The 20,392-nt window shown below is 52.6% G+C and carries 21 protein-coding genes and 2 pseudogenes; 8 read left to right on the plus strand and 15 right to left on the minus strand.

Features of this window, described 5'->3' with window-relative positions:
* Nucleotides 1–44: 44 nt before the first annotated feature.
* Together T260_RS127490 and T260_RS127485 are read right to left on the minus strand one after the other, a co-directional pair.
* Nucleotides 45–452: a VWA-like domain-containing protein gene (locus T260_RS127490; protein WP_014195627.1), complete on the minus strand. Its 408-nt coding sequence runs from the start codon at nt 450–452 to the stop codon at nt 45–47.
* 153 nt (nt 453–605) lie between these two features.
* Nucleotides 606–794, minus strand: a complete 189-nt coding sequence (locus T260_RS127485) for a YozQ family protein (protein WP_014195626.1) — start codon at nt 792–794, stop codon at nt 606–608.
* 154 nt (nt 795–948) lie between these two features.
* On the opposite strand from T260_RS127485, the gene T260_RS1000000140520 reads away from it, so the two are divergent.
* The 3 genes and pseudogenes from T260_RS1000000140520 (at nt 949) to T260_RS127480 (ending at nt 1,903) form a co-directional block, all read left to right on the plus strand.
* The gene (locus tag T260_RS1000000140520) at nt 949–1,077 is read left to right on the plus strand and encodes a hypothetical protein (RefSeq protein WP_014195625.1); all 129 of its coding nucleotides are present in this window, start codon (nt 949–951) and stop codon (nt 1,075–1,077) included.
* Nucleotides 1,078–1,092: 15 nt separating this feature from the next.
* Nucleotides 1,093–1,197: pseudogene (locus T260_RS1000000140985) on the plus strand (YndM family protein); the annotation flags it as partial.
* Between the two features lie 193 nt (nt 1,198–1,390).
* Entirely contained in the window at nt 1,391–1,903 is a 513-nt protein-coding gene (locus tag T260_RS127480) for a YndM family protein (RefSeq protein WP_013145584.1), read from the plus strand.
* Between the two features lie 338 nt (nt 1,904–2,241).
* Here T260_RS127480 and T260_RS127475 read toward each other — a convergent pair whose 3' ends face one another.
* Both T260_RS127475 and T260_RS127470 read right to left on the minus strand, forming a co-directional pair.
* Nucleotides 2,242–3,432 carry a toxic anion resistance protein gene (locus tag T260_RS127475; protein WP_014195623.1) on the minus strand — a complete coding sequence of 397 codons (1,191 nt, stop codon included), beginning with the start codon at nt 3,430–3,432 and terminating at the stop codon, nt 2,242–2,244.
* Nucleotides 3,433–3,434: 2 nt separating this feature from the next.
* The gene (locus T260_RS127470) at nt 3,435–4,079 is read right to left on the minus strand and encodes a 5-bromo-4-chloroindolyl phosphate hydrolysis family protein (RefSeq protein WP_014195622.1); all 645 of its coding nucleotides are present in this window, start codon (nt 4,077–4,079) and stop codon (nt 3,435–3,437) included.
* 159 nt (nt 4,080–4,238) lie between these two features.
* Between T260_RS127470 and T260_RS1000000140525 the strand changes: the two genes are divergently transcribed.
* The gene (locus T260_RS1000000140525) at nt 4,239–4,367 is read left to right on the plus strand and encodes a hypothetical protein (protein ID WP_013145587.1); all 129 of its coding nucleotides are present in this window, start codon (nt 4,239–4,241) and stop codon (nt 4,365–4,367) included.
* 20 nt (nt 4,368–4,387) lie between these two features.
* Nucleotides 4,388–5,050 carry an SIMPL domain-containing protein gene (locus T260_RS127465; RefSeq protein WP_014195621.1) on the plus strand — a complete coding sequence of 221 codons (663 nt, stop codon included), beginning with the start codon at nt 4,388–4,390 and terminating at the stop codon, nt 5,048–5,050.
* On the opposite strand, the gene T260_RS127460 is transcribed toward T260_RS127465, so the two are convergent.
* From T260_RS127460 to T260_RS127435, 6 genes are all read right to left on the minus strand, one after another.
* Nucleotides 5,040–5,789, minus strand: coding sequence for a zinc ribbon domain-containing protein (locus T260_RS127460; protein WP_011230940.1), 750 nt, complete (start codon nt 5,787–5,789; stop codon nt 5,040–5,042). The two genes, T260_RS127465 and T260_RS127460, sit on opposite strands and share 11 nt — an antisense overlap.
* A gap of 134 nt (nt 5,790–5,923) precedes the next feature.
* Nucleotides 5,924–7,189 (minus strand): MDR family MFS transporter, encoded by a 1,266-nt coding sequence (locus T260_RS127455; RefSeq protein ID WP_011230939.1) that lies wholly within the window; start codon nt 7,187–7,189, stop codon nt 5,924–5,926.
* A gap of 217 nt (nt 7,190–7,406) precedes the next feature.
* Nucleotides 7,407–8,141, minus strand: a complete 735-nt coding sequence (locus T260_RS127450) for a CAP domain-containing protein (RefSeq protein ID WP_011230938.1) — start codon at nt 8,139–8,141, stop codon at nt 7,407–7,409.
* A gap of 466 nt (nt 8,142–8,607) precedes the next feature.
* Nucleotides 8,608–8,832 carry a glycosyl hydrolase-related protein gene (locus T260_RS127445; protein WP_013145591.1) on the minus strand — a complete coding sequence of 75 codons (225 nt, stop codon included), beginning with the start codon at nt 8,830–8,832 and terminating at the stop codon, nt 8,608–8,610.
* A 79-nt stretch (nt 8,833–8,911) separates the two neighbouring features.
* Nucleotides 8,912–9,667, minus strand: coding sequence for an SIS domain-containing protein (locus tag T260_RS127440; RefSeq protein ID WP_011230937.1), 756 nt, complete (start codon nt 9,665–9,667; stop codon nt 8,912–8,914).
* Nucleotides 9,668–9,812: 145 nt separating this feature from the next.
* A complete protein-coding gene (locus tag T260_RS127435) occupies nt 9,813–11,249 on the minus strand; it encodes an NAD-dependent malic enzyme (protein WP_014195615.1) in 1,437 nt (478 codons plus the stop codon).
* 313 nt (nt 11,250–11,562) lie between these two features.
* On the opposite strand from T260_RS127435, the gene T260_RS127430 reads away from it, so the two are divergent.
* Nucleotides 11,563–12,456: a DMT family transporter gene (locus T260_RS127430; protein WP_023634139.1), complete on the plus strand. Its 894-nt coding sequence runs from the start codon at nt 11,563–11,565 to the stop codon at nt 12,454–12,456.
* Between the two features lie 155 nt (nt 12,457–12,611).
* Here T260_RS127430 and T260_RS127425 read toward each other — a convergent pair whose 3' ends face one another.
* Nucleotides 12,612–13,163 (minus strand): DJ-1/PfpI family protein, encoded by a 552-nt coding sequence (locus T260_RS127425; RefSeq protein WP_023634140.1) that lies wholly within the window; start codon nt 13,161–13,163, stop codon nt 12,612–12,614.
* Between the two features lie 145 nt (nt 13,164–13,308).
* Between T260_RS127425 and T260_RS127420 the strand changes: the two genes are divergently transcribed.
* Nucleotides 13,309–14,037: an NAD-dependent deacylase gene (locus T260_RS127420; RefSeq protein WP_014195614.1), complete on the plus strand. Its 729-nt coding sequence runs from the start codon at nt 13,309–13,311 to the stop codon at nt 14,035–14,037.
* On the plus strand, nt 14,034–14,906 hold the full coding sequence (locus T260_RS127415; protein WP_014195613.1) for a fructosamine kinase family protein: 873 nt from the start codon (nt 14,034–14,036) through the stop codon (nt 14,904–14,906). Before T260_RS127420 ends, T260_RS127415 begins: the two co-directional genes overlap by 4 nt.
* Before the next feature lie 24 nt (nt 14,907–14,930).
* Here the strand turns inward: T260_RS127415 and T260_RS127410 are convergent, their stop codons facing one another.
* The 4 genes and pseudogenes from T260_RS127410 to T260_RS01000000138035 all read right to left on the minus strand — a co-directional run bounded on the left by T260_RS127410 (nt 14,931) and on the right by T260_RS01000000138035 (nt 20,333).
* Nucleotides 14,931–17,024 (minus strand): GDYXXLXY domain-containing protein, encoded by a 2,094-nt coding sequence (locus tag T260_RS127410; RefSeq protein WP_011230931.1) that lies wholly within the window; start codon nt 17,022–17,024, stop codon nt 14,931–14,933.
* 151 nt (nt 17,025–17,175) lie between these two features.
* A complete protein-coding gene (locus T260_RS127405) occupies nt 17,176–17,838 on the minus strand; it encodes a hypothetical protein (RefSeq protein WP_014195611.1) in 663 nt (220 codons plus the stop codon).
* Nucleotides 17,839–18,005: 167 nt separating this feature from the next.
* The gene (locus tag T260_RS127400; protein WP_020278734.1) at nt 18,006–18,590 is read right to left on the minus strand and encodes a phosphatase PAP2 family protein; all 585 of its coding nucleotides are present in this window, start codon (nt 18,588–18,590) and stop codon (nt 18,006–18,008) included.
* 212 nt (nt 18,591–18,802) lie between these two features.
* Nucleotides 18,803–20,333, minus strand: a pseudogene (locus tag T260_RS01000000138035) (glutamate synthase subunit beta).
* Between the last annotated feature and the right edge of the window lie 59 nt (nt 20,334–20,392).

Consider the following 20,392-nt stretch of genomic DNA (forward strand, 5'->3'; position numbering starts at 1 on the left):
CAAAAAAAGAATGCCCCTCATCACGAGGGGCATTCCTCACAGTGTTACGCCACACGAATGGGCTTGCCAAACGGCACGCGCGGCATATAATCGTCCGGCACAAGCCAAAACACTTCATAGTCGACTTCGAGTTCTTCATAAAAATAGCCGGTTACATCGGTGATGTAAAACAACGTATCGATTTTTTGCGCAGCGGCCCATTCCAACACTTCGGTGTACGACGATTTCCCGTGCTTGAAATATTTAATCGTCGCCACGCCAACCGGAGAGACATCGCGAATTTTAAAATCCGCTTGGACGAGCAGCGTATCCGGACGCAGCTTTTCAAACAGCTTCACAATGTTTTGAATGAGCATTGGCCGCTCCGGACGGTTTGATGTGTCGATCGCCAACGCGATGGAATGGTCTTTCCGCTCTTTGAGCAACGCCAATAAAGCCCGCTGCCATCTCACGATGATCATCCCCCTTATATCGGTGAATCGCCGTGCGCACTACTAGTATAGACGACGATGGGGGAAAGTACGAACTGTTTTTCTTTCCTTTTTCCCCTCCCGTTTCACAAACATAAACCAAAACGCCAAGGAACAGCTCCTTGACGTTTCTTACTACTGCGAAAGGGGGATGTTCGAACCATTTTCTTGATTCACTGCCGCCTCAATCGTTCCTTCTGCATACACATCGCTTACCTGTTCGCGCGTCTCAGAGAGCGCCTCATACACAAACGACTCGTCCCCGCCATCTGCCGGATCGTATTGCTGCCCCGCAATCGCAACGGGCCGTTTCTTTTTCGTCATCCACCATTCCTCCTACATGAATGCTGTTTCGTGATTAGTGTGAAAACAAGAGCGAAAAATGAACAGAGGAAGTTTATGGATGATGAATGCATATAGAAAGGCAAACGTGGCAAACTAACGAATAAACAACGATCAAGAGAGGATGATAGCCCCGATGAGAAAGCCAACACGAAACGACAGCGTTGAACAGCAACAAAAAAAGCAGCAACCGGACAAAGACAGGGAAAAACAGCCGGGATGCGGCGATAAAAAACTAGAAGGTCCAAACCATCCAGCAGAATAAAGGCGGCGAATCCCAATGAGACATTTGCTTGCGTTAGTGCTGAAATATTTGCTGACCGCCACGGTGATGTTTGCCATTTTACCGCTGTTTTTGCGCATTTCATCGGCAGAGATTTTATTTTCGGCTCATTTTTTCGAACAGAACNTTTCCCTACACGACGCTCTTCCGATCTAGAAAGCCAACACGAAACGACAGCGTTGAACAGCAACAAAAAAAGCAGCAACCGGACAAAGACAGGGAAAAACAGCCGGGATGCGGCGATAAAAAACTAGAAGGTCCAAACCATCCAGCAGAATAAAGGCGGCGAATCCCAATGAGACATTTGCTTGCGTTAGTGCTGAAATATTTGCTGACCGCCACGGTGATGTTTGCCATTTTACCGCTGTTTTTGCGCATTTCATCGGCAGAGATTTTATGGTTCAGCCTTTGGCTGACGCTTGTCGCCTATGCGCTCGGCGACTTGTACGTTCTGCGGCGCCTTGGCAACGTCTCAGCGACGATTGCCGACTTTGGACTTGTGTTTGTGGCGGTATGGATCGGCATCGGCGCGTTTTATGACATCGCCGGCGCCGCCATATTAAACGCGGCGTTTTTCTCTGCTCTGCTTACAGCGTTCGGAGAATTGCTGTTTCACGCCTATGTGCTGCGATTTGTCACTGTCGAGCACGGTGAAAAAGACGCCCCGCTCATCGGCCGCCAATGGCAAACGGAGGCGGCAGAAGAGTTTGATGTCCGCGCCGCCCGCCCGGACGGCAACGATCGTGAACGAGCGGAACAAGAGGATGAACAGCATCATCAAGAGCCTCCCCATCCCCCCATCCTATGAAGGAGGAACAAATGTTGGCGGCTGCAGTCTGAGACGCCAGCCGCTTCTCCTTCCTTCCAAACAGGGCTTCAACGTGAATGACTCCACCTTTGTTTGGAACATTCAATGGCTGCATCTCCACTTCGTTTTGGGTTGCGCCCTGTACAAAAGGGAAGTGGGGGAGCTTCAATTGGGAAATCATAACACAGATGGCGAACGAAAAAACGGGTGTCTTCTCGTTCGCTAGACACCCGTTTCGCATGAGGATCTTTGGTTTTTCGGCGCTTTCTTCTACAGCCATGGGCGGATCCATCGGACGTTTGGCCGCAAGCCGAAACAGGACGATCTCCTATCCGCCCTTATTGCTCCGGTCGCTTCAGCGCAAGCAGCGTCTGTTTCAATTCCGCTTCCATCGCCGCCAGCTCGCGTTCGGCCTGCTGCCGTTTTAAGCGGCCTTCCGCTTGGATTTTCAACGTTTCTTCGAGCGTAGCGATCAAATTTTCTTGTGTTCGCTTCAACGTTTCGATATCAACCAAGCCACGCTCGTTTTCCTTGGCGATTTCGATGCTGTTTGTTTTTAACATCTCCGAATTGCGCAATAACAGCTCATTCGTCGTTTCGGCGACCTGCTTTTGCGCCGCAGCCGCCCTTTGCTGCCGAAACAGCGTCAAGGCAATCACGACTTGATTTTTCCAAAGGGGGATGGCATGCAAAATCGACGATTGAATCCGCTCGACAAGCGTTTCGTTCATATGCTGAATCATGCGGATTTGCGGTGCCGTTTGAATCGTCACTTGCCGGCTGAGCTTTAGGTCATGCACCCGCTTCTCAAGCCGCTCGGCAAACTGCCGCAAATCCTGTACATCCTGCCATGCCATTTGGTCGCCGGAGCGCTCCGCTTCCGCTTGCTTTTCTGGAATCGTCTTCGTCCGCAGCTCTTCGAGTTTGTATTCCGCTGCCGCAATATAAATATTGAGCGCTTCAAAATAGTCTTTGTTTTTTTCATAGAGCGTCTCAAGCATCATGATGTCGCGAAGCAACAAATGCCGGTGCTTCTCAAGCCGATCAGCGATTTTGTCAATTTCAACGCCGATTTTTTGGTATTTCGCCACCATCTCTTGCAGCGGCTTGGCCACTGCGCCGAACAAGCGGGACAGCCACCCTTTTTTCGCCGGCATTAGGTCATCGGGGTTGACCTCCTTAATTTTGGCCATCAGTTCGCTGATCACTTCGCCGACCGGCCCAGCGTCTTTCGTTTGCACATGATGCAAAATCGCATGAGAAAACTTCGACAGCTCGGCTTGCGCCGCCACACCGTATTGCAAGACGGCCTGATGGTTGGCCGGGTCGATTTGTTTGGCGAGCGCAAGCGCTTTTTCCCGATGCTCAGGCTTCAACGCATCAAGCGCGCGCGCCGGCTTTTCTTCCTCCTTGAGCCGCGATTCGGCCGGCGAAGAAAACGGCTTTGCAAGCAGCTCATCAAGGGAACTTGTCCGTTCCAGCCCTTGCAGCCAATCCGTCGATTCCATCCCGTGATTCCGTTCGTCCATCGTCATTCTCCTTTCTTTGACAGCGGCAGACGAAGCCCATCCGATTGTCGGAGCGATCGCTCGAGCCATTTCGCTTCCGTTTGCAGCGACCAGATGTCGTTCGATAACACCTCAAGCAACTGCCGTTCAGCCGCTGAAGTCAGCTCGTCAAGCACTCTTTCCGTCTCCTGCAACGCTTTTGCCATATCGGCGCTTTGCACCGGCTGCTGCGCCAAATAAACGTATTTCTCCACCATCTCCACCGCCGTCGGCCATTCGTTTAAGAAAAATGGCTGGGCGAGGCGCAGTTGATGTGGTTGTTGCTCGATGGCGCGAATGATTCGATCGACGATGGCACTCAACCGGGAAACCGTTTGCCACATCACCACAGAACGAAGCCGATAGCGAGCGCGGCGCAGCCGCTTCCATAACGCGCGCGCTTCGCCAAGCTGGCTGCGAACGTAGACAAGCTCCTCAGCGGACACATCAGCCGGCAGGCGATGATGCCGCCTTTTCATGATGGCGGACACCCCCCACATCGCCCCCATTCCGGATAAAATCGAAGGCCAAAAGCGAAAATCAGCAGTGATGAATACGATCACCGCGACGATGACCCCTGCGTTCCATGAGACAAACCAACGCCATATCGTACGAAGCAGCTGCTTCATTGTCCCTCTCCTTCTTTATCTTTTCTTTCATTATAGCATGTCCATTCCATGATACGTACAAGCGCCCAAAGAAGTTTCATCGCCAACTGGACGGCGCGCATAGGACAATGGCCGTTTCGAATAGGCTATAGTAACAGGGCCATCGAAAGGGGAATCGGGATGAAAGCGATCAATTGGCAGCTTGTCTCCTTTGTCGCGATCTCGCTGTTGAAAGAATATTGGTGCTATGCCGGACTGCCGCGCGTCTACTATTGGCAGGCGGCGGATGATGACAAAAAAACTGCCTAACAGCAGAAGGAGGGAACACGATGCAGCCTTGGCACCGCCCCACACCGCCAACCGCCTCCCGCGCCGCACTGACCGTCACCGGCCAAGGGACAGTCATCGCCAAGCCAGACACCGTCCTCATTGCGCTCGGGGTGCGCACCGAACACGTCCATATTCAAGAAGCGCTTGCTGACAACGCGAAACGCACCGACGCAGTCATTGGAGCACTCAAGGCGCTTGGCGTGCAAACAGAAGATTTGGAGACGACGGCGTTTTCCATCTATCCCCAATACGAACATCACAATGGAGCCGACGTATTATCCAGCTATGGAGTCGAACATTGGCTTGAAATCACCGTCCGCGACCCTAAAAAAGCCGGCGCCATTTACGAGGCGGCCGTTGCCCATGGAGCAAACCTCGCCCGCGGCTTGGAATTCCGTCTAGCAAACGAACAAGCCTATTACCAGCAGGCATTGGCGTTGGCCGTGAAAAACGCCAAAGAAAAAGCGCTGGCCATCGCCCGCGCTCTCAGCTTGCCTCTTTATGACACGCCGATTGAACTGAAAGAACAGTCATCGATCCGGCCGACGCCATACGGTCCGGCTGTTCTCAGCGTTCCCTCATCAGCGCCGCCTGTGCAGACGCAAGATGTTGTCATTACCGCCGTCGTGGAAGCGGTATTTGCTTATTCGTTCATTTCGTGATGTCGACTTCATGGACACGAGCGCCGCCAAACAGCTCGACGCGGGTGGTTTTCTTTTTCCCGTTCGAATGGACGATGGTCACAGCGTACGCGCCCGGCAAATACGGGCCGATTTTTTTGACAAATGGGTCTTTCGTCGCCTCCTCTTCCGTTTTCACCCCATTGACGACAAGCGACGCCTCCGGATCATCGACGCGCACATGGAGAAAATAGAGGGCTGGCTCAAACACATACCGGTCCTCAAACACATGAATCGTAAACACCGGCGGGTAAGATGTCAATCCTTTAATATACACGTGGCCGCTCTTGCGCTGGCGGGCAAACTCCCGATCTAGCTGTTTATACGCTTCTGGGTGCCGTTCCACATACGCGAACAACGGCGCCAACGTTTTCTCGTTGATCGGCACGCTTTCCTCCGTCACCCGCAGCATCGCCTGCAAAGCGGCCACATCGCGGTCTTCGATCGCATCTTTTAAACGCATAATGGCCATTTCTCGGCTCGCGGCCGTCTTCAACGCCCCATACCCGCTCCAAAGAAGCGTGCTCGCCCCCCACAGAACGACGATGGCGACAAGCAGCCAGCCGATGAGACGGTATTGCTTTTTTCTCCTCTTTTCCCGAGACAAAACGCGCGCCTGCTGCCTCTTTTCGCTGCGCGCCAACGCCGCGGCGCCGTTCTGACCGCCGCGGCTTCCCGTTTCCCCCTCAATGGCATCCGGTTCGAACACGCGCGGTTTCATGAGCGCTTCCCCTCTCCTTCTCGCTGTCTAGTTCCACTTTATGTCAGAGACAGGGAATATATGTTACACGAACAACGGTGCGCTTTTTATTATACCCGCCTGAGCGAAAAACGGATAGCCGTTTGCACCGCCCATTATCGCGAAAACGAAGCGTTCGGTCGCTCCATTCGCCGCCCGACTTGTTGAAACATCCAGGCGTATAAGGCCGCGCTTCCTAGCGCCAGCATCCCAAGGACAACAAACGTCCATGCATAGCCGATCCATTCCGCCGCGGCGAGCGACAGCGGCGCCAACATCCGCCCAATCGTAAAACGGAGACTGGCGGCGGCAAAATATTGGCCGCGCATCGCCTCCGGAGCCAAGCGGGAAATGAACGACTGCTGCAAGCCAGCTGTCATCAACTCAGCCAGCGTAAACAGCGCCATGACCGCGATCAATCCGAGCAGCGAAGACGTTTGACTAAACAGCCACATCGAGATGCCGTATAAGACGGATGAACCGACAAACGCCTGCCGCTCCGAGTAGCGAGACATCCAACGCGTCACAGCCACCGTGCATAGTGCGACCAACAGACCGTTTTCGGCAATGAGCCAACTAAAGGCGCTCGCGCCGTCAATCGTCCATCCTGCCAATGTTTCGGCTTCGACCGTTTCTTTTGTATATACCGGGATCAGCAAGTCAAGCTGTGTAAACGTTTGTGCCACCAACACTCCAGCAACGATAAACAGGAAAAAGACACGGTCGCGGACAATGATGGCATACTGCTTGAACTGCGTGCGCAAAAAAGACTGCCATGTCCCTCTCCTTTGTTGGCCGGCTGCGGCTAGAGGCGCCGTCTCACGCAACGTTTTGGAGAGCAGTGTTGCCATCGCAAAACATGAACATGCCGCCAAAAGCAATAAGGCAAACCGATGCTCAGCATAAAAAAGACCGCCAATTGTCGGGCCGATGACAACAGAAATATTGATGGATGTGTAAAACACAGCAAACACATCGCTCCGGTCTTTCTCCGGAACCACATCGGACACCATCGCCTGGCTCGCCGGCCAATAAAATGACCCGCAAATGCCAGCCAGCGTAAAACTAAGAAATCCAACAAACGGCGACGACCACCACGGGGAGCTGGCCAAGGCGAAAACGAAAAACGCCGCCCCCTGTCCGTAGGCGGATAACACCATCATCCGCTTGCGTCCGAATACATCAGCACAATAGCCGCCCATTAAATTGGTGATGACCGAGAACAACTGCGAAACAATCAACAACAACCCCGCTGTCTCTTTGCCAAAGGCATCGGCAAAATAAATCGATATAAACGGAAAAAACATCCAAAAGGTCGTATTCATGAGCGCCTCGCCAAACAGGCGCACTTTTAGGTTGCGGTCCCAATCGCGTATTCGCATCCGCTGTCCCCCTAATCTTTCGTCTTTCGAATTTCTTTGGAAATTATATCATATTTTTATAGGGGATCGGAGAAATATTTTTCAAATAAAAAAGGGCTGACCCAAAAGGGTGTTTTTCCTTAAACCAAACACAACATATTGTTTCATGCCTATATACATAATAAAAAAAGTGTCCCGATCCTTTTGGGACACCCTCGACTTGCATTTCTTTTGTCTCTTACTTGCGGATGAATTGCTGCGTCCAAATATATCCATTTTCTTCAAAACCAACGCCGATGTGCGTAAAGTTTTTGTTCAAAATGTTCGCGCGGTGGCCTTCACTGTTCATCCACGCATTGACGACTTCCTGTGGTGTGCGTTGGCCTTTGGCGATGTTTTCCCCGGCAGCCGTGTACGAGATGCCGAATTTTTTCATCATCTCAAATGGAGAACCGTACGTCGGGCTGTTGTGCGAGAAGTAGTGGTTCACGGCCATATCGCGCGATTTTTCGCGTGCGACTTTGCTGAGGGCCAAGTCAACTTGAAGCGGCGGCAAGCCGTATTTTGCCCGCTCTTTATTCGTCAGTTCAACGACTTGTTGCTCATAGGCGTTTAAGCCAGTTGCTTTTTGCGGTGCTGCTGTTGGGGCCGTCGCTGGCGTTTTCGCCGGTGCTGGCGTATTCGCAGCCGGTTTCGTCGCTGGCTGTTTGACCGTTGCCGGCGCCTGCGGTTTTGTCGTTGGCTGTTTTGCCGCCGGTTGTTGTGTTGCCGGTTTTACGGGTTGGAACGACACGAACGGGAAGTATTGTTGCAGCCATTTCTCAAAATCTTGAACGTTTGTGCTGACATATTTTACTTGATACGCATTCGCTGTCGGACACGTCGTCCCAGCTGCTTCCGTTTTCGTTGCCGCGAACGAAGCGCCGGCGAGTGCGACCGAAGCTGCGATTGTTGCTACCATTTTTTTCTTCATCGGAATTCCTCCTTGTATCCTCTATTTGAAAGTTTCAGAGATATTGCGTCCGTCAGTCATGCCTACACGATGAGATTCGAAGAGGAACGGTTTCGTTGTTCCCTTGCCTTCGCCCTCATTATAACACGGGTTTTTTGTAATATTTTTGGGCTAAAATGGAAAAAACGCAGGCTGGCAACACCTGGAAAAACAAGCGCTTGTTTTCATTGCCAGTTGGCTGCCCATCACGGCAGTTGCAACGATTGGAAGCGGCATCCTTTCACTAACTGCCCTTCCTTTTTCCCCTCTATTATTCTAGCCACCCACATTTTTCTAGGAAAAAGGGAGTTGACAGCCTCTTTTTTGGACCATTTCGTTTAACAATTGTTACAGCTGTGTTACAAAACAGGGGAGATATTCACATTCTTGTTTTAAAAAAGAAGCTGGTGGCGATCAGCCCCAGCTTCTGTCATGATCTTTTTCGTTCCTAGTCGACAACGAGCACCGTTTGCACTTCATTCGGCTTCACCTCGACGGCAAACGTCCCGCATTCGTCCGCCGCGAGCGAGTCAAGCGGCTCCTCGTTGAGATTCGCGCGAAAAACGCCCGAAAACGGCTTGTTCCATTGGAACGCCGCCGTCGTTATCGTTGGCGTTGAATTGTAAAAGAGGAGCTTATCGGCATACAGCCGCACCCGTTCGTCAAAGCGCATCGATCTCCATCCCCCACCGTCTCATCGTTTGCTACTATTTTAGCAAGAACGGATGGCGGTTGGCTATAGAGCGCCTCTTCTATTGCGATAGTTGATGCCCCTCAACCAACACCGGAATGCGTTCTTTATATTTCTCCACCCATCGGCGGTTATGTTCGTCCGCCCCCTCAATGTTGCCGCTTAAAAAGATCGGCGGTTCTATTCCATTTTCCGCCATGAGGACAATCGCCTCGGCGAAAACGGCGTTTAAAATCGCGCTGCCGATCACGGTCGAAGTAGGGGCAAATGGAACGGAAACATTCGGATGAGCTAAAATCGCGTCTCCTCTCACACAATGATTGTCAATCACCAAGTCCACCACTTCATACAATAACCGACCGCTCTTATGCCGCGACGGTTGACTCTTCGAATATTCCAAAGATGTAATCGCGATCGTGTACGCCCCTTTCTCCTTTGCTGCCAACGCCACATCAATCGGAACAGGATTGCGCCCCGATGTGGACAAAACAAAAAACACATCTTCAGGACGGATATCCTCATGATTGATAAAATTTTGTGCCAAATCATTCATTCTCTCCAACATGGACGACCGCACCGCCCCTTCGTGAAGCATCAGCGGCTCGACAAAGATCGGTTTCACCGGAACAAGCCCTCCCGCCCGGTAAAACACTTCCTCTGTCAAAATATGGGAGTGGCCGCATCCGAATAACTGAACGATTCCGCCGTTTTGAATCGCTTCGCTTACCATATGGGCGGCCTTTTTTAGATTGTCCTTTTCATGGCTTAAAACGAGTTCCAGATGTTCATTGATTTTTTGGAAATATTGATTGATCATCGGCCATTCGCCCCTTAAGCGCTTGATTTCCTATCCCTAAACTAGATTTAGCCCGCCGCAGCCACAGTTAGACCCGCTCCTGCAGCCAAAAAAACGGCTTCCCCTATAAAGGAAGCCGTCCGTCGGTTCCATCGCATTCCTTGCTTTACTGCCCTGTATATCCGCCAACCGGGATATTGTCCTTCCGCGCCACCCCAGTGCGGTAAGCGGCTTCGATGACCGCTTGTCTGACGCGTTCAACGACTTTGCTGTTGAAGACGCTCGGGATGATGTATGTTTCGTTCAATTCATCCTCCGTCACGACAGAGGCAATCGCCTTCGCAGCGGCAAGCTTCATTTCCTCGTTAATTTCTCTCGCCCGGCAGTCGAGCGCCCCGCGGAAAATGCCCGGGAAGCAAAGGACGTTGTTAATTTGGTTCGGATAATCAGAACGTCCGGTCGCCATAACGCGCACGTACGGTTCGGCCAGCTCCGGATCAATTTCCGGAATCGGGTTGGCCATCGCAAACACGATCGGGTCGCGCGCCATTTTTTTCACATCTTCCACTTTTAAAATGCCGGGAGCTGAGACGCCAATAAACACATCTGCGCCGGCGATGACATCGGACAAGCTTCCTTTCAGATTATCCGGGTTCGTGATTTGCGCATATTCTTGCCAATACGGATTTTCATACGTTTCATCGCGATGGATGGCGCCGTGGCGGTCGACCCCGATAATGTTGCGTACGCCGGCCGCAAGCAAAATTTTCGTGCAGGCGATGCCAGCGGCGCCAATGCCGGTGAGAACCACTTTAATGTCCTCGAGCTTTTTGTCGACGATTTTCAACGCATTAAGCAACCCGGCCAAGAGCACGACCGCCGTGCCGTGTTGGTCGTCATGGAACACCGGGATGTCAAGCTCTTCCTTCAACCGCTTTTCAATCTCAAAGCAGCGCGGAGCGGAAATGTCTTCGAGATTAATGCCGCCAAACGCCGGGGCGATCGCTTTCACAATTTGAATGATTTCTTCCGTGTCTTTCGTATCCAAACAAATCGGGAACGCGTCCACTCCGGCAAATTCCTTAAACAGCATCGCTTTCCCTTCCATGACCGGCATCGCCGCATACGGGCCGATGTCGCCAAGCCCGAGCACCGCCGTGCCATCCGAGACAACGGCGACCGTATTCCGTTTAATCGTCAGCGAATACGCCTTGCGCGGATCCTCAGCGATGGCCGTGCAGACGCGCGCCACGCCCGGCGTGTACACCCGCGACAAGTCGTCGCGCGTTTTCACTGGGATTTTTGAATTTGTTTCAATTTTCCCCCCGATGTGCATCAAAAACGTGCGGTCGGAAACGTTGATGATTTTGACACCGCGAATTTTTTTCAGCGCCTCAATGATCAAATCGCACTGCTTCGTGTCGAGGGCGCTGACGGTGATGTCGCGCACCGTGTGAACTTTGCTTGATGAAATGACGTCAATTCCGACAATGTCCCCGCCCGCTTTGCCGATTGCGGCGGCGATATCGCTGAACGAGACGATATCTTTTTCGAACTGGAGACGAATCGTAATGTTCATCGCTGCCCCGCCTGGTAATGCCATAACAATCGTCCTTCCTTTTCTCTATTTTTGTTTAAATCAGTAAATCATCTTACGGTACAAATGTTATCCTATGAACCGGAAAAAGACAACCCTTATTGTACACCCCTTTCGGCAAACACATGCATCTTTCCGCCGAACGTGAAACAGCATGCGTCCTGAGCCAGCGCAGCCTTCTTCCCACCGTTCATGTTCCGCTGTTGGCAAAACAGCAACAGGGGTGGCTGACGGCAGAAAAACAACATGCAAGAAGGAAATCAGAGCAGCAATGAAGTAAACGTAAAAGAAAGGAAAAACTAGACAGGAGCGAAAAAGAATGAGAGAAAAGCTGTTTCTCGTGCTGGCCAACTTGTTTTGGGCCGGCAATTACGTCATCGGGAAGTCCATCATTGCGGAAACGGGCCCATTTTGGCTGACGTTGATCCGTTGGTGCGCCGCTTTTATCGTGTTGGCGCCCGTATCGTACTGGCTTGAGCGGCCGCGCTACCAGGACATCATCAAACAATATTGGCTGCCGCTCGCTGCAGCCGGAATTCTTGGCGTCATCGGCTATAATTTGCTTTTATACGGCGCGCTCGCCTATACATCGCCGATGAACGCAGCGATCGTCAATTCGCTCAATCCGGCGATCATCGTCGTGTTGTCGTATGCGCTGCTGCGGGAGCGGCTGTCAAAAACCAATATTGCCGGCTTTTTGTTGTCGCTGGCCGGTGTATTGTTTATTTTAACGGATGGGCATATAGCACACGTCTTCCGAATGAACTACAACCGCGGTGATTTGATGATGCTCGCCGCCGGTGTCGTCTGGGCGCTTTATTCGATCATCGGCAAAAAACTACCCGTCCCACCGATTACAGCGACAACGTGCTCCGTTTTTTTTAGCTTGCTGCTGCTGTGGCCGTTCGCATTCTTTTATCCGTTTCCAGCTGATCACATAAGTGCAGCTGGGCTCGCCGGATTGGTCTATATTTGCTTGTTTCCGTCCATTCTTTCCTTCTTATTTTGGAACATCTCAGTGCAAAAAGTCGGTCCGAGCCATGCCGGTGTATATTTAAACTTAATTGCCGTATTTACCGCTGTGATCACGTTTTTGCTTGGCGGTGCTCTATCCGTCCTGCAGCTGGCCGGCGGCGCAATCGTCTTGTTCGGCGTCTATTTGGCGACAAAAGCGCCGAAAGTGAAGACGGAACAAGTGGATATCGCAGGATGACGGCCGGGCCGTTTGGCGGACAGCATCATCAAAAATAAAACCCGCCATCACAAGCGGGAACCTTTAGCCATGAAAAACAGCGCCGCCCGCCGCACCCAAAACCCTGTTGCATGCACAAGCGGTCTCCCCTCACCCAAAGGGAGACCGCTTTTTGGCTATTGGAGCAATCGAAGGAACTCACGCATAAACGCCGGCAAATCCGGCCACGCATGGGCGGAGACGAGGTTGCCGTCAACGTGGACTGTATGGTCAGACACATACGTCGCTCCTAGCGCCTCAACCCCCGGCTTGCAGGCAATATACGCTGTCAAACTCCGTCCTTTCAGCAAATCCGGCATTGTTTCAAAAATGAGCGAGGCGTGGCAAATGGCGGCAATCGGCTTATTCGCCTCAAAGAAATGGCGAACGATGCGCTGCACGTTCTCATCAAGGCGAATGTACTCCGGAGCGCGCCCGCCCGGAATGACCAATCCGTCGTATTGCGCCGGGTCAACCTCGGCGAACGATGCATGGGCGTCGATCAAATAGCCTTGCTTTTCCACGTACGTATCCCAGTCGGCAAAATCGTGAACGACCGTATGCAGTTTCTTTTTCTTCGGCGCGGCAATCGTCGCTTCATAACCTTCTTCAAGCAAGCGGTAATACGGATAGTATACTTCAAGCGCCTCAACAGCATCACCCGTGATGATCAGCACTTTTTTGCTCATGGATTCCCGCCTCCTTGTCCATTTTTTTCTTTCATTTCTATCATACTGGAAACGAGTGAAAAGGAAAAGTAAAATGATTGGTGGAAAGGTATGAAGCAGCAGAAACGAGAGTCGCTATGGTTGCGACAGTAAGGAGGGAAACAGAATGACCATCACCTCATGGCTGGCCGCCTCGCGCCACACCGTCGTGCTGACCGGCGCCGGCATGTCAACCGAAAGCGGGCTGCCCGATTTCCGCTCGCCGCGCACCGGGCTGTGGGCGCGTTTTAACCCGAGCGAACTCGCTACCATCGATGCGCTGTACCATCGCCGTGAATCGTTCGTCGAGTTTTACCAATATCGCATTCGCACCTTGCAACAATGCCAACCGCATGACGGACACCGCTTATTGGCCGATTGGGAGCGGCGCGGGATCGTGCAAACGATTGTGACGCAAAATGTCGATGGCTTTCACCAAGAAGCGGGAAGCCGACGCGTCATCGAACTTCATGGCTCGCTCCGCACCGTCCATTGTCAGCGGTGCGGGGAGTCAAAACCCAGCTTTGTCTATTTGCACGGTGTGTTGACGTGCGAATGCGGCGGAGTTTTGCGCCCGTCGGTCGTGCTGTTTGGCGAGCCGCTGCCGGAGAAAGCCATCGATCAAGCGTGGGAAGCGGCCCGCCAAGCGGACTTGTTCGTTGTGCTCGGCTCCTCTCTGCAGGTATCCCCAGCCAACCAGCTGCCGCTTGTTGCCAAGCGGAGTGGGGCTAAACTCGTGATCATCAATTGGGAACCGACGGAACTGGACGATCTCGCCGATGCTGTCATCCATCAGCGAAAAATCGGTGAAGTGCTGAACGAGCTCAATGAGCAGTTGGCGGAGGTGGATCCATGACCAAAGAAACGATGTTGCAAATGGCGCTCGAATCGATCGGCGACCACTCCCACATCCGCCATTGGCGCCGCGTATCAGGCGGCGACATCAATGACGTCTATCGCGTCCAAAGCGGCAAACAAACGTACTTTATCAAAATGCAACGTTTCCCGCCGAGTGGATTTTTCGCTGCCGAACAGATGGGCCTCGAGCTGATCAGGCAAGCACGTGCCATCAACGTTCCGCATACCTTCGGCTTCGGGGAAGCGGACGGCTGGGGCTGGCTCGTCTTGGAGTGGATCGAAGGAACAGAAACGGAACAGACGGCCGAACAGCTCGGCCGCGGCCTTGCCCGCCTCCATCAATGCCGCGGACCGGCGTTCGGGCTTGACCGCGATACCTATATCGGCATGCTGCCGCAGCGCAACGGCTGGTACGGCCGCTGGACCGACTATTACCGCGACGCCCGCCTTAGACCACAAATAACGCGAGCGGCGGAGAGAGGCCTCCTGCCCGTCAAGCGGCGCAAACGTCTCGAATGGCTGCTCGAGCGGCTTGACCAATGGCTCCCGGATGACTGTTTTCCGTCGCTTTTGCATGGCGATTTATGGAGCGGCAACTGGATTCCAGGACCAGACGGAGTGCCGTATTTGATCGATCCGTCTGTTTTATATGGCCATCATGAGTTTGAGATCGCGTTTACCGAGCTGTTTGGCGGCTTCCCAGTCCGGTTTTATGAGAGCTATCGCGAGCTTATGCCGCTCTCGGCTGATTATCATGGCCGAAAACCACTCTACCAGCTGTTTTACTTGCTCGTTCATCTAAATTTATTTGGCGAAACATACGGCAGCGCGGTTGACCGCGTGCTGGATCGTTACGCGGGGGAGTAGTTTTTCCTGCTTCCCCCGCCATCCTTATTCAGCACGGATCGCTTCGAGCAGCGCATCACCGTTTTCGCTCACGCGCACATAGGCAAACCGAACATTCTCTTGCCGTTTCATCCCCGTTTTTTCCGGAATGAAATACGATTCAATGCCATACAGGACTTGCGGGCCGTGAAACGTACCGGTGATGATCACATCCCCCGGTTGCGGCGTGTATCCCGGCCTTTTTTCCCCATTGACCATATATACGCCAGCCAAACGGTGCACCCCGTCCTCTCCTTTTCGCAGCCCGACTTGCACCCGTCCGCTTCCGTCAAGCGACGGAATGGTGGAAATATCGTACCGAAGCTGAATATAATCCCCTTGCAACATGGAACGTGGATCCAACGGTTCAAGTTCCAACTTTACTACATCACCATATCGCAACAATCGTTCTTTTTGCCACACGGTATAACCTAAAAATGAAAATTGAGCGATCACGACTATGAGCGTCAACAACGAAACGCGCCGCCCCCAGCGCACGCCCAGCCTCCATGTGAAGCCATTTCGTTTCTCAAGCCATACCGCCCATGCGAGCAACACCGCTCCCGCCGCCAGCAAACTGACCGATTTATGAAGCAAATTCCATGCGAGTTCATAATATTTCAGCACGAGATAAAGCGCTGTGTACACCCAAGCGGTCTTCCGCTCCAGTTGCCGACCGCGGAAAAGAAAGAAGGCAAGCGCCAAAATCATGGCGATATTCAACGTCACGTACAGTCCATCAGCCGCAAACACATCAACGCTTGTCGCAATCCCAAGCGCGCCGAACGCCAAGACAAGCGGAGTGAGAAACGGCGTTTCGCGAAAGCGGCCATACGCATACAACCCGCCGTTGACCAAAGCCAAGGTGAGCAACACCATCCGGCCGTCATCCATCACCGAACTTAAGGCGATCCCTAAATAGACCGTCAGCGCCGCCGTCGTCAACCGGCGCACTCCGCTGTCTGATGATCGGATGACGCCAATCGCAAGCCCAATGGCATAGAGGAACAGAGTCGACCGCGAGACCTCCCACGCCATCGCCACCCCGAGCCCGTAACCAATAGCAAGCAGTGTATAACGAACGACCGGATTCCAACGCCGGCCAAATGAGGCGGGAACGACAAATCCAAAGATGGAAATGAAAAAGAGCACGTAAGGCGACCATGACTCTGTCCAAAGGAAATACAAGCCAAGCAGGCTTTGTATGGCCAACGCGGAAGCCGCAAGCGTGACAATCGCTTGAAACGACGCCAAAAAACGCCTTCCAGCTTTCGTCTCCGCTGAAAACAGCCCAGCCCGCCGCAATAGCACAACGCCGCCGCACAGCACAGCAGCGGCCGCCATAAGCCCAATGAGAAGCAGCCACGTTTCAAAATGATCTGCGAGCAAGCGAATGTATTGAATGAACAAAAACAGTCCAGCAAACAAACTCGTCAACAACACGTACGGCCGCTGCTTGGCGATGACAAGAAAATAATAAAGCAACACGGCGAGCAACACGGTATACACGTATGGCCACCATGCGTCGCGCCCATAGGAAAAACCGGTTACGTCAATCACAAGCAGCCAACCTTGCATGGCAATATAAGCGAGATGGGCGACTAACGGCGTACGGCTGACACCAACCAGCACGCCGTTGATCGCTGCAAACAATAAGAGCAAACCAAACGACGACCATTCCGTCCACTCAATCCGATAAGCGGACGGAAAATAATAAAACCAGCACGCAAGCTGCAACAACCCAATCGCGATCACGGACAGCACCCGTTCTTTTGTCAGCAGCGCCAACAAAGCGGTCGGCGCAAGCCAGGCAAGAAACAGCCAATAACTGTCAGCATGCGAATTGTAAATTTGTCCAAGCAACGCCAACGCAATGCCAAATGACAACACCCCGCCGATCAGCATCCAGCGCCCTAAGAAACGATGGCGGCCCCAAAGCGCCGCGCTTGCGATGTAAAATGCCGCCATCATGCCGATGCTGATTCCGACTTTCACCTCTCGCCCCATCCCCGGCCAGTTGGCGGCAAAAAAATACACAATGCCGGCAATGATGCACAAAAACGCCAACGCATACCCCGTTTTCACGATCCGGGCCGCCATATCGCTTCCTCCCTGTGACTCAGATCTTTCCTCTATAAAGCATATGCTGAAAAAGCTGTCTAGAAGACCAGTGAAAACACGCCTTATTCCATCGCATTTTCCTAGTTACCACCGGCCTTTTAGACTTTTTTCTTTGTTGCGGTGAAGAACATTATGGTTGGAGATAATTTTTTAAGTGGAAAATTTCCATATCATGCTCTGTCACTTTTTTCATCAAATAATCGATGGATGCCTGTTTGGAAGAGAACTCGCGCGAAGCCAGATCAAGAGCGGCCTGATGCTTATGAAGCATGTTCTCGATGTGGCGAAAGTGGCTCCGCATTTCTGTTGCGAGGTTGTCAACTTTTTCTTCGACCCGTTCAACTTTCGCTTCAAGCCGTTGTTGCCCTTCTTTGAGCGTTTGCACGTCGCCCTTGATCATGTCCATGTCCGCTTTCAACGTTTGCACGTCGCCTTTGACCGCGTCCATGTCCGCTTTCAACGTTTGCACGTCACCTTTGACCGCGTCCATGTCCGCTTTCAACGTTTGCACGTCGCCTTTGACCATGTCCATGTCCGCTTTTAATGTGCGCACATCCTCTTCCACCCGGTGAAGCCGCTGTTCCAAGCGGGCTTGCCCCTCTTGCAACAACTGCACTTCACCTTCCAAGCGCGCCTGTCCTTCTTTCAGCGCTTGGATCTCGCCTTCCAAACGCGCTTGTCCTTCTTGAAGGGCCCGGACATCGCCTTCGATCCGATCGAGCCGCATGTGGATCGGATTCAACTTTTGGTCAAGCAATTCAGCCATTAGTTGCACGAGTTCGGCTTGGCTCATCGTTTCTCACCTCCTTTCCCCCATTGTATCATTGTCCCACACAACGTCATAGTATAGAAAAAGAGATTTTCTTCTCCTTTTCGACAAGATCAGACGCTAAATCAAACCGATGAATCGGCTTCATCATCAAATCAACATGGGGCAAAAAATGATTTTTTGATGATCAGCTACAAACGGCCGCCTCGATGAATCCACATCCGATAAAGAGCAAGACAGGCCGCCAAGTAAGCACCGCCAAGCACAAACCCGCCAAGCACATCAGACGGATAATGCACTTGCAAGCTTAACCGGCTTAAGCCAGTTAAGAGCGCCAGCGCCGCAAACACGCCGTAAATGGCCGCCCGTTCTCCACGCTTGGTGCGCGTTTGCGCCAAAAAATACGCTAAAAGCAGCAAGTAAATCGTCCCGATCATCGCGTGGCCGCTCGGAAAACTGAACCCCCCGATCTCGGCATGCGGCGGGCGCTCCCGCCCCACAACATGCTTGATCCATTCGTTGATGCCATACCCCCCACCAACAGCGACGACAACCAACACCATTCCATAGACATCGCGGCGGAAAAACCATAAACCAATGACAAGCATCACACTGATGATGCCTATTGTTTTCCCATTGCCGAGAAACGTAAACGGATCGAGCCATTGCCATGAATCAAACAGCTGCAGCCCACCTTCGTCAGCCGCCTTTGTCACCCCGGCTGCCACGCTTGCCCAAACAGCCAAAAAAAAGACCGCGCCGACAGCCGCTATCATCCATAATCGTCGGTTCACTCTGACTCACTCCTTGTTGATGCTTCCTCACAACCGCATCAGTCGGTTGCCCACCACTGGATATCAAAGTCGATTTGTACGGAGATCAAACCAAAAGGAAACATTGAAAGTTCCTCATTATAACTTAATATATTTTCATGAACAAAAGAAAAATCCTCCTTAAAAAGCAACACTTTTTAAGGAGGAAACAACCGTTACGACGGCAGCTTCGTCTCTCCCATCAGGAACCGGTCCACTTCACGGGCCGCCCCCCGGCCCTCGTGGATCGCCCAAACGATCAGGCTTTGGCCGCGGCGGGCGTCGCCAGCCGCAAACACGCCCTCGATGTTTGTTGTATATTTGCCGTATGGGGCTTTCACTTTGTTGTTGATCGTTTCAACGCCAAACTGCTTCAACAACGGCTGCTCTGGCCCTTCAAACCCGATGGCGATAAACACCAAATCACACGGCCATACTTGTTCCGTCCCCGGAATTTCTTTAAAGATCGCTTTGCCGTTTTCATCAATGATTTTTTCCATTTGAATCGTATGCAGCTCTTTCACGCGGCCGTGCTCGTCGCCTACGATTTTTTTCGTTTGAATGCAATATTGACGCGGGTCTGCCCCAAATTTCGCCTTCGCTTCCTCATACGCATAATCAAGCGTGAAAACGAGCGGATATTGCGGCCAAGGGTTATTGTCTGGGCGCTTGTCCGGCAAAGCCGGGTGTTTGCCAAACTGGACGACGCTTTTGCAGCCTTGGCGCAGCGCGGTCGCCACGCAGTCGGCCCCCGTGTCGCCGCCCCCGATCACGATGACACGTTTTCCCTTGGCATCGATAAACTGGCCGTCGGCAAAATTCGAATCCAATAAACTTTTCGTCACGCCGGTCAAATAATCCATCGCAAAATGGACCCCCTCAAGCTCCCGGCCTTCAATGGCCAAATCGCGCTGCTTTTGCGCACCGATGCACAAGACGACGGCGTCGTACTGAGCACGAAGTTCGTCAGCCATTTTTCGGCGTCCTTTTTGAACCGGTTTCNTATGGTTCCATGAAAATTGGGCCGAAAACGACTTCGGTGTTCGTAATAAACGTGATGCCTTCCTCTTCGAGCAGACGCACCCGCCGCTCGACCACTTCTTTTTCCAACTTCATATTCGGAATGCCGTACATCAATAAGCCGCCGATGCGGTCAGCCCGCTCATACACCGTCACCGAATGGCCGGCTTGGTTGAGTTGGTCAGCGCAGGCCAACCCGGCCGGGCCGGAGCCGACGATGGCCACCTTTTTCCCCGTGCGCGTCTTCGGGATGCGCGGTTTCACCCATCCTTCAGCAAACCCTTTATCAATAATGGCCCGTTCGATTCCTTTAATCGCAACCGCTGGGTCGGAAATGGCCACCGTGCACGATCCTTCGCATGGCGCCGGACAGACGCGTCCAGTAAATTCCGGGAAATTATTGGTCTTTAAAAGTCGGTCAAGCGCTTCTTTCCAGCGCCCTCGGTACACCAAATCGTTCCATTCTGGGATCAAGTTGTGCACCGGACACCCCGAGGTAAGGCCGTTCAGCTCCAATCCCATATGACAAAACGGCGTGCCACAGTCCATACAGCGGGCGCCTTGGCGGGCCAGCACCTCTTCCGAAAACGGCTGTGTATATTCTTTCCAATCATCAAGACGGGAAAGCGGGTCGCGCTTTTTTTCCTCCTCGCGTGCATATTCCATAAACCCTGTTGCTTTTCCCACGATGGTTCCCCCTCCTTCTTTCCGTACACGTCCTCTCTTCTCCCCGATGCGGCCTTCCC

The organism is Geobacillus thermopakistaniensis (assembly GCF_000498995.1).
Taxonomy (GTDB): Bacteria; Bacillota; Bacilli; order Bacillales; family Anoxybacillaceae; genus Geobacillus; species Geobacillus thermoleovorans.